The sequence below is a fragment of the Pseudomonas sp. P5_B2 genome, from assembly GCF_056400445.1.
This window is the reverse complement of sequence record NZ_JBFULH010000177.1, coordinates 1-8026: the sequence shown is the minus strand read 5'-3', so window position 1 is coordinate 8026 and position 8026 is coordinate 1. Positions and strand designations below refer to the sequence as shown.

Sequence of the window (8026 nt, the reverse complement as noted above, 5' to 3'; positions counted from 1 at the left end):
AACTCACACGCTTCTTTCAAGGCTTCGCGATCCAGTGCCGGGTCGACACTGACCGCATGATCGAGCCAAGCCTCGAGATTGATACTGCCGTCGGTATTGATCGGCTGGTGTGCTCTCACCTGTACCATCTTGCTTACCTTCCCTATGACGCAGATTCAATGCGTCAAATCGCTGACCTTCGTTGCCCGATTGCCCTCACGGGGCTCATGCGAGAGTTGCACGGGCGGGCCAGTCGGACCAGACGAGCAGTCCTAGCTCGCTTCAAATAACGCCATGGCCTCGACATGTGCCGTTTGAGGAAACATATCGAGAATCCCGGCACGTTTTAACCGGTAGCCCTGCTTGATCAATTCAACCGTGTCGCGCGCCAGCGTTGCCGGGTTGCACGACACATACACCACCCGTTTGGCACCCAGGGACGCCAGCTTGCGCACCACCTCGAAAGCACCGTCACGCGGTGGGTCCAAGAGTACCGCACAAAAGCCTTCGCGCGCCCATTCGCCATTAGTCAAAGGCTGGGATAAATCGGCCTGAAAAAACTGCGTGTTATGCAGATTATTGCTAGCCGCATTGACGGCGGCGCGCTCGACCATGGCCTGCACACCTTCCACCGCCACCACTTCACGAACGACCTTGGCCAGCGGCAGGGCGAAATTACCCAAACCACAAAACAAATCCAGTACCCGCTCATCTGCCTGAGGCTTGAGCCAGTCCAGCGCCTGGGCCACCATAGCCTCGTTGACCCCGGCATTGACCTGAATGAAATCCCCGGGCCGGTAGGCCAGGTCCAGATCCCATTGCTCCAGGCGATAACCCAGCGAGTGCTCAGCTTCGACCGGTTGCGGTTCGCCCTCTCCGTGCAGCCACAATTGGGCCTCATGGAAAGCGCAGAAATCCTTGAGGATCGTCATGTCGGCGTCAGACAACGGCGCCATGTGCCGCAGCAATACAGCCAACGACGAACCACTGAACAATTCCACATGCCCCAGCGCCTGAGGTTTGCTCAAGCGACGCAGCATCTCCGKCAAGCGAGTCATGATCGGCTGCAAAGGCTGTACCAGCACCGTGCATTCGTTGATCGCAACGATGTCCTGACTGCCTGCGGCACGGAATCCGACTTCGAGCTTTTTCGCCTTCATGTCCCAGCGCACCGCTACCCGGGCGCGACGGCGGTAACCGAATTCCGGACCGCTCAACGGCGCAGCCCACTCTTGCGGTTCGACACCGGCGACCTTCGACAATTGCTCGGCGAGCATGCGCTGTTTCAGGGCAAGTTGTTCGGCATGGGGCAGGTGCTGCACACTGCAGCCGCCACAGCGACCGGCGTGCGGGCACGGTGCCGGGCGACGCAATTCGCTGGCCTGGAACACACGCTCGGTGCGCGCCTCGACCACTTTGCCATGGGCGCCCAACACCCGCGCCTCGACTTCTTCACCGGCCAACGCGCCGATGACGAACCAGGTGCGACCTTCAAAAAAGGCGATACCGCGACCGTCATTGGCCAAACGCTCAATGCTCAAGCGCTGCTTTTTGCCGGTCGGGATTTGCGGGGCCTTGCTGCCGCCCGTGGGTTGGAAGCGCAGGCCTCTCTCGTGCTTGGCCATCAGTTAGGCGCGTCGAAAATGCCGGTCGACAAGTAACGGTCGCCACGGTCACAGATGATCGCGACGATCACCGCGTTTTCAACTTCTTGGGACAGGCGCAGCATCGCTGCTACCGCACCGCCCGAGGACACGCCACAGAAGATGCCTTCTTCGCGGGCCAGACGGCGGGTCACGTCCTCGGCTTCGCTTTGCGCCATGTCGACGATGCGGTCGACGCGATCCGCCTGATAAATCTTTGGCAGGTATTCCTGCGGCCAGCGACGGATGCCCGGAATCGCCGAGCCTTCCATTGGTTGCAGGCCGACGATTTGCACGCCTTCGTTCTGCTCTTTCAAGTAGCGCGAGACGCCCATGATGGTGCCGGTGGTGCCCATCGAACTGACGAAATGGGTGATGGTGCCCTCGGTCTGACGCCAGATTTCCGGGCCGGTGCTGGTGTAGTGCGCTTCGGGATTATCCCCGTTGGCGAACTGGTCCAACACCTTGCCACGGCCTTCGGCTTCCATTCGTTGAGCGAGGTCGCGGGCACCTTCCATGCCTTCTTCCTGGGTGACCAGAATCAGCTCGGCGCCATACGCCGTCATCGCAGCTTTACGTTCGGCGCTGGAGTTGTCCGGCATGATCAGGATCATCTTGTAACCCTTGATTGCGGCAGCCATGGCCAACGCAATCCCGGTGTTACCGGACGTTGCTTCGATCAGCGTATCGCCGGCGTGGATCTGCCCGCGCAACTCGGCGCGGGTGATCATCGACAACGCCGGCCGGTCCTTGACCGAACCCGCCGGGTTATTCCCTTCGAGCTTGAGCAAAAGGGTATTGCTGGTGGCGCCGGGCAGGCGCTGCAAACGAACCAGCGGAGTGTTGCCGACGCAATCGGCGATGGTTGGGTACTGCAAGGTCATGGCGTATTCGCAATCCAGACTGCGGGGGCGACTATCATACCGACAAACCTTCGCAGGCCATATCACGCAAAGTGTGGTGCTTATGGCTTATGGGAATAAGCACTGTGTACAGGGATTATTCTGGATGAAAATCAACAGAATATGGGCCCAACGTATTTGTCGCACCAGTGGTGAGACTTTTTCGTCGCGCCGCCTACGTATCGGCAAAGTAGAACAGCGTTGGCCGGGAGGACCTCATCGCGAGCAGGCTCACTCCTACAGGGGAACTGTGTGGATCAGGCCATTTGTGGGCAACTCATCTCCACTGTGGGAGCGAGCTTGCTCGCGATGGCGTCATCTCTGACACCATCAACATCAGCCACCAATCGCATATTAAGCCGCAACCCCGTCCCGGTATTCTGAGCCCAAAGGCGCCCGCCCTGTCGCCGCACCGCATTACTCGCAATGCTCAGCCCCAACCCAAATCCGCCATCCCCCGGTCGCGAGCCGTCGAGTCGAGTGAACGGACTGAAGATCCGTTCAAGATCTGCCTCTGCCACCCCGCCACCCTCATCCTCCAGCCGCAAATGCCAGAAGTCGCCAACGCGCTGCCCACCGAGACTCACCACGCCGCCCTTGGGCGAATGACGAATCGCGTTGCGCAGAATGTTTTCCAGAGCCTGCGCCAGGGTGTTGAGGTTGCCGCGAACCCAACACGATKAATCCACGGTGCAGTGCAATTGGCTGCTTGGCCAGCCGCTTTCATAGCAGGCATTTTCCGTGAGCATTTCCCACAACGCTTGAATCTGGATCGCTTCGTTGGGCAACGGTGAGCGCTCGGTGTCGAGCCAGGCCAGTTGCAGCGTGTCTTCCACCAGACGCTGCATGCCATCGACTTCCCGACCGATACGCTCGCGCAACGCCGCCAGCCCCTCCTCACTTTCGCTGGCCACCCGCAAGCGGCTCAGCGGTGTGCGCAGTTCGTGGGACAGGTCGCGCAGCAATTGTTGCTGCAAGGCCACGGTGCTTTGCAGGCGCTCGGACATGTGATCGAAGGCCCTGCCAAGCTCACCGAGTTCATCCGAACGATTGGTGGTGCTGCTCGACAAGCGCACGTTCAACTGGTCCGCACGCCAGGCGTTAGCCTGTTCGCGCAGACTGTTCAATGGCACGACCAGCAGTCGATACAGACCTATGCATAACAACAGCGTGAACAATCCTGGAATGATGCCGTTGGTGATCACCCGCCAGAAAAGACGGTATTGCCCCGGGACAAAGCGCTGGGGCAGTTCAATCACCAGGCTGCCGGCCGCCGGGTCATTTGGAAAAGGGATGCGCAACCAGGGCAAGCCTTTGGTATGGCGACTGGTTGGCCAATCAAGACCACGCAAAAAGGTCAGGCGCTGAACTTCTTTTTCCGTCAGCGGATAGCTGCTCAAGGACTGCAAATCAGCGCCGATGACACCGACCCACGACGTCTCGCGCTTGCCGACACCCTCCAGCCATACATCGACGCCTGCACTCTGGCGATGATTCCAGGCTTGCTCGGCTTCGGCGGCGTAGCGGGTTAGCGCGAGCCGGGCCTCTTCGGACAAGAACAGGTTTTTCTGTTCCATGTACCGGCCCCAGGACCAGCTCAGCCAGATCATCAGCAGACAAAACGCTACCAGCAAACAGGCGAGTTTCCAGAACAGTGAATGCCGCCCTGGCAGGTCAGACCATTTCATCGACAGCACTCAATACATACCCTTTGCCCCAGACCGTGCGCACTTCCCGCTCGGTATAACCGATGCCCTTGAGTTTGCGGCGGATCTGGCTGATGTGCATATCGAGGCTGCGATCATGGGCGGCGTAACCGCGTTGCAGCACGTGCTGATACAGGAAGGCTTTGCTCAACACTTCATCGTCATTGCGATTGAGTGTTTCCAGCAATCGGTACTCACTGCGGGTCATGCCGGCGGCGTGTTCGCCATAGAACACCTCACACAGCTCATCGTCGAAACGCAGACTGTCCGCTTCTCTGGTCACCGGTGCCGGCGCCGGTCGACGGTCGAGCGCCACCCGACGCAGGATCGCTTCGATGCGTACGCGCAATTCAGCCATGCTGAACGGCTTTGGCAAATAATCATCGGCCCCCAGGCGAAAACCGCTAATGCGATCTTCCTCGGCGCCCAGTGCGGACATCAGCACCACCGGGGTGGAATGGCTCTGGCGCAACTGCGTCAACACATTAAGCCCGTCCAGGCCCGGCAACAGAATATCCATCAACACCACATCGAAGGTTTGCTGACGCGCGATGGCCAGGCCTTCCTGGCCGTTTTGACACCAGGTCACCTGAAAACCACAACGGCCTAAATGTTCATGCACATAGGCACCGAGCACGAGGTCGTCTTCGATGGAAAGGATTCGGGGATGGCCAATAGAGATGGGATTCATGAGTATCTGCAAATAATTCTCAGTTGACGATTATTCAAGATTGGCTGCCGATGGGCAACCCAAGGTTTGCTCTGAAGCTAAAAGCAGCGCAGTAGCCGACGAATGACGACATCAATTTTACGAAGATTGCCTGCCTGCAACTCGCTACACTGCCCCGGTGGCGCGTACGGGACGTACACGCAGGTCAATCAATCGCTGGATGCAGGAGAGATGCGTGCTCAAGAACCTGGGAATTAAAGGCCGCGTGCTGTTGCTGACCTTGTTGCCAACGACGTTGATGGCATTGGTTCTGGGCGGCTATTTCACCTGGATGCAGCAATCCGACCTGCAATCCCAATTGCTGCAACGCGGCGAGATGATTGCCGAACAGCTTGCACCCTTGGTGGCCCCGGCCATGGCTCACCATGACAATGACCTGCTGGAGCGCATCGCCACCCAATCGCTGGAAACAGCGGATGTGCGCGCAGTGACCTTCCTCGCCCCTGACCGCACGCCCCTGGCCCACGCCGGCCCGACCATGCTCAACCAGGCGCCGGTGGGCAACGGCTCGCAGATGCTGCGCCGCAGCGGCAACGACGCGACGCGTTATCTGCTGCCAGTGTTCGGCAAACACCGCAACCTGGCCGGCGCCTCGATTCCTGATGAAGCCAACCGCCTGCTGGGCTGGGTCGAACTCGAACTCTCCCACAGCGGCATGTTGCTGCGCGGCTACCGCAGCCTGTTTGCCAGCCTGCTGATGATCGCCGCGGGTCTGGCCGGCGCGGCGCTGCTGGCACTGCGGATGGGGCGGACCATCAATCGACCGATCAGCCAGATCAAACTGGCGGTGGCGCAACTCAAGGACGGTCATCTGGAAACCCGCCTGCCGCCCCTCGGCAGTCAAGAACTGGATGACCTGGCGTCCGGTATCAACCGCATGGCCGGCACCTTGCAAAATGCCCAGGAAGAATTGCAGCACAGCGTCGACCAAGCCACTGAAGACGTGCGGCAGAACCTGGAAACCATCGAGATCCAGAACATCGAACTGGACTTGGCGCGCAAGGAAGCCCTGGAAGCGAGCCGGATCAAATCCGAGTTCCTGGCCAACATGAGCCATGAAATCCGCACGCCGCTCAACGGCATTCTCGGTTTCACGCACTTGCTGCAAAAAAGCGAACTGACGCCACGCCAGCTCGACTACCTGGGCACCATCGAAAAATCCGCTGATAGCCTGCTGGGAATCATCAACGAGATCCTCGACTTCTCGAAAATCGAGGCCGGCAAACTGGTGCTCGACAATATTCCATTCAACCTGCGCGACCTGCTGCAAGACACCCTGACCATCCTTGCCCCGGCGGCCCATGCCAAACAGCTGGAACTGGTGAGCCTGGTGTATCGCGACACGCCACTGTCGCTGGTGGGCGACCCGTTGCGGCTCAAGCAGATCCTCACCAACCTGGTCAGCAACGCGATCAAGTTCACCCGCGAAGGCACCATCGTTGCCCGCGCCATGCTTGAAGAAGAGCATGAAGACAGCGTGCAGTTGCGCATCAGCATTCAGGACACCGGCATCGGCCTGTCGAACCAGGATGTGCGTGCGCTGTTCCAGGCGTTCAGCCAGGCCGATAATTCGTTGTCCCGGCAACCCGGCGGTACGGGGTTGGGGTTGGTGATTTCCAAGCGACTGATTGAACAGATGGGCGGCGAGATTGGCGTCGACAGTACACCGGGCGAAGGTTCGGAGTTCTGGATCAGCCTGAGCCTGCCCAAGACCCGCGATGACGCTGAAGACCTGCCAGGCGCTCCCCTGCTTGGACGTCGCGTGGCAGTACTGGAAAACCATGACCTGGCACGGCAGGCATTGCAGCATCAACTGGAAGATTGCGGCCTGAGCGTAACGCCGTTCAATACCCTGGAAAGCCTGACCAATGGTGTGACCGGCGCGCACCAGACCGATCAGGCCATCGACCTGGCGGTGCTTGGCATCACCAGCAATGACATGCCGCCGGAACGTCTCAACCAGCACATCTGGGACCTCGAACACTTGGGCTGCAAAGTCCTGGTGCTGTGTCCAACCACCGAGCAAACACTATTCCATCTTTCGGTGCCTAACCCGCACAGTCAGCTTCAGGCCAAACCGGCCTGCACCCGCAAACTGCGCCGGGCCTTGTCCGATCTGGTCAACCCACGCCAGCAGCGCAACGAACCGGGCGAACCGCTGTCCAGTCGTGCGCCGAAAGTGCTTTGTGTCGATGACAACCCGGCCAACCTGTTGCTGGTACAAACCCTGCTCGAAGACATGGGCGCCAAGGTGTTGGCCGTGGAAAGTGGTTATGCAGCGGTCAAGGCGGTGCACAACGAAACCTTCGACCTGGTGTTGATGGACGTGCAAATGCCCGGCATGGATGGGCGTCAAAGTACCGAAGCGATTCGTCAGTGGGAAAGCGAGCGACACTGCACACCACTGCCGATCGTGGCCCTCACCGCCCACGCCATGGCCAATGAAAAACGTGCGCTGCTGCAAAGCGGTATGGACGATTACCTGACCAAACCCATCAGCGAGCGGCAATTGGCGCAGGTGGTACTGAAGTGGACAGGCCTGGCCCTGCGTAACCACGGGCCGGAACGTTCCAGCGACAGCCACGGCAGCGGGCATGATTTGCAAGTACTCGACCCCGAGGAAGGATTGCGTCTGGCTGCGGGTAAAGCGGATCTGGCGGCAGACATGCTGGCGATGCTGCTGGCCTCGTTGGAAGCCGATCGCGAGGCCATTCGCACGGCCCGGGAAAGCAATGACCAGAATGCTTTGATCGAGCGCGTCCATCGTTTGCACGGGGCAACCCGTTATTGCGGCGTCCCGCAACTGCGGGCCGCCTGCCAGCGCAGTGAGACGCTGCTCAAACAACAGGATTCGAAAGCGCCCGTCGCACTGGAAGAGCTCGAACGAGCGATCAATCGTCTGGCCGCTCATGCCCGTATAAATGCTTGATGCAGTGCAATAGAGCGGTTCACCATCAGCGGTAAGCTCACCGGCCTTTGTAGCAGCTGCCGAAGGCTGCGTCCGGCGGCGAAGCCGTCGTAAAATCTGCTATCTCGGTGCATCAGATATACCGCGTACACCGGACT

The 8026-nt window shown here is 59.6% G+C and carries 6 protein-coding genes; 1 reads left to right on the top strand and 5 read right to left on the bottom strand.

Translation table 11 applies throughout. The features are described from left to right. The 5 genes from AC1DRJ_RS14950 to AC1DRJ_RS14930 all read right to left on the bottom strand — a co-directional run. The coding region (locus tag AC1DRJ_RS14950) for a hypothetical protein (RefSeq protein WP_477802845.1) at positions 1 to 128 on the bottom strand (128 nt) is incomplete at its 3' end. Positions 129 to 251: 123 nt separating this feature from the next. Beyond that, positions 252 to 1604: a 23S rRNA (uracil(1939)-C(5))-methyltransferase RlmD gene (rlmD, locus tag AC1DRJ_RS14945; protein ID WP_477802844.1), complete on the bottom strand. Its 1353-nt coding sequence runs from the start codon at positions 1602 to 1604 to the stop codon at positions 252 to 254. Further along, on the bottom strand, positions 1604 to 2506 hold the full coding sequence (cysM, locus tag AC1DRJ_RS14940; RefSeq protein WP_477802843.1) for a cysteine synthase CysM: 903 nt from the start codon (positions 2504 to 2506) through the stop codon (positions 1604 to 1606). Before cysM ends, rlmD begins: the two co-directional genes overlap by 1 nt. A gap of 275 nt (positions 2507 to 2781) precedes the next feature. Beyond that, positions 2782 to 4212: a histidine kinase sensor domain-containing protein gene (locus AC1DRJ_RS14935; RefSeq protein WP_477802842.1), complete on the bottom strand. Its 1431-nt coding sequence runs from the start codon at positions 4210 to 4212 to the stop codon at positions 2782 to 2784. Next, complete coding sequence (locus AC1DRJ_RS14930) at positions 4199 to 4921, bottom strand: response regulator transcription factor (RefSeq protein ID WP_477802841.1); 723 nt, start codon at positions 4919 to 4921, stop codon at positions 4199 to 4201. Before AC1DRJ_RS14930 ends, AC1DRJ_RS14935 begins: the two co-directional genes overlap by 14 nt. A 214-nt stretch (positions 4922 to 5135) precedes the next feature. On the opposite strand from AC1DRJ_RS14930, the gene AC1DRJ_RS14925 reads away from it, so the two are divergent. Beyond that, a complete protein-coding gene (locus AC1DRJ_RS14925) occupies positions 5136 to 7889 on the top strand; it encodes a response regulator (RefSeq protein WP_477802840.1) in 2754 nt (917 codons plus the stop codon). Positions 7890 to 8026 lie beyond the last annotated feature (137 nt).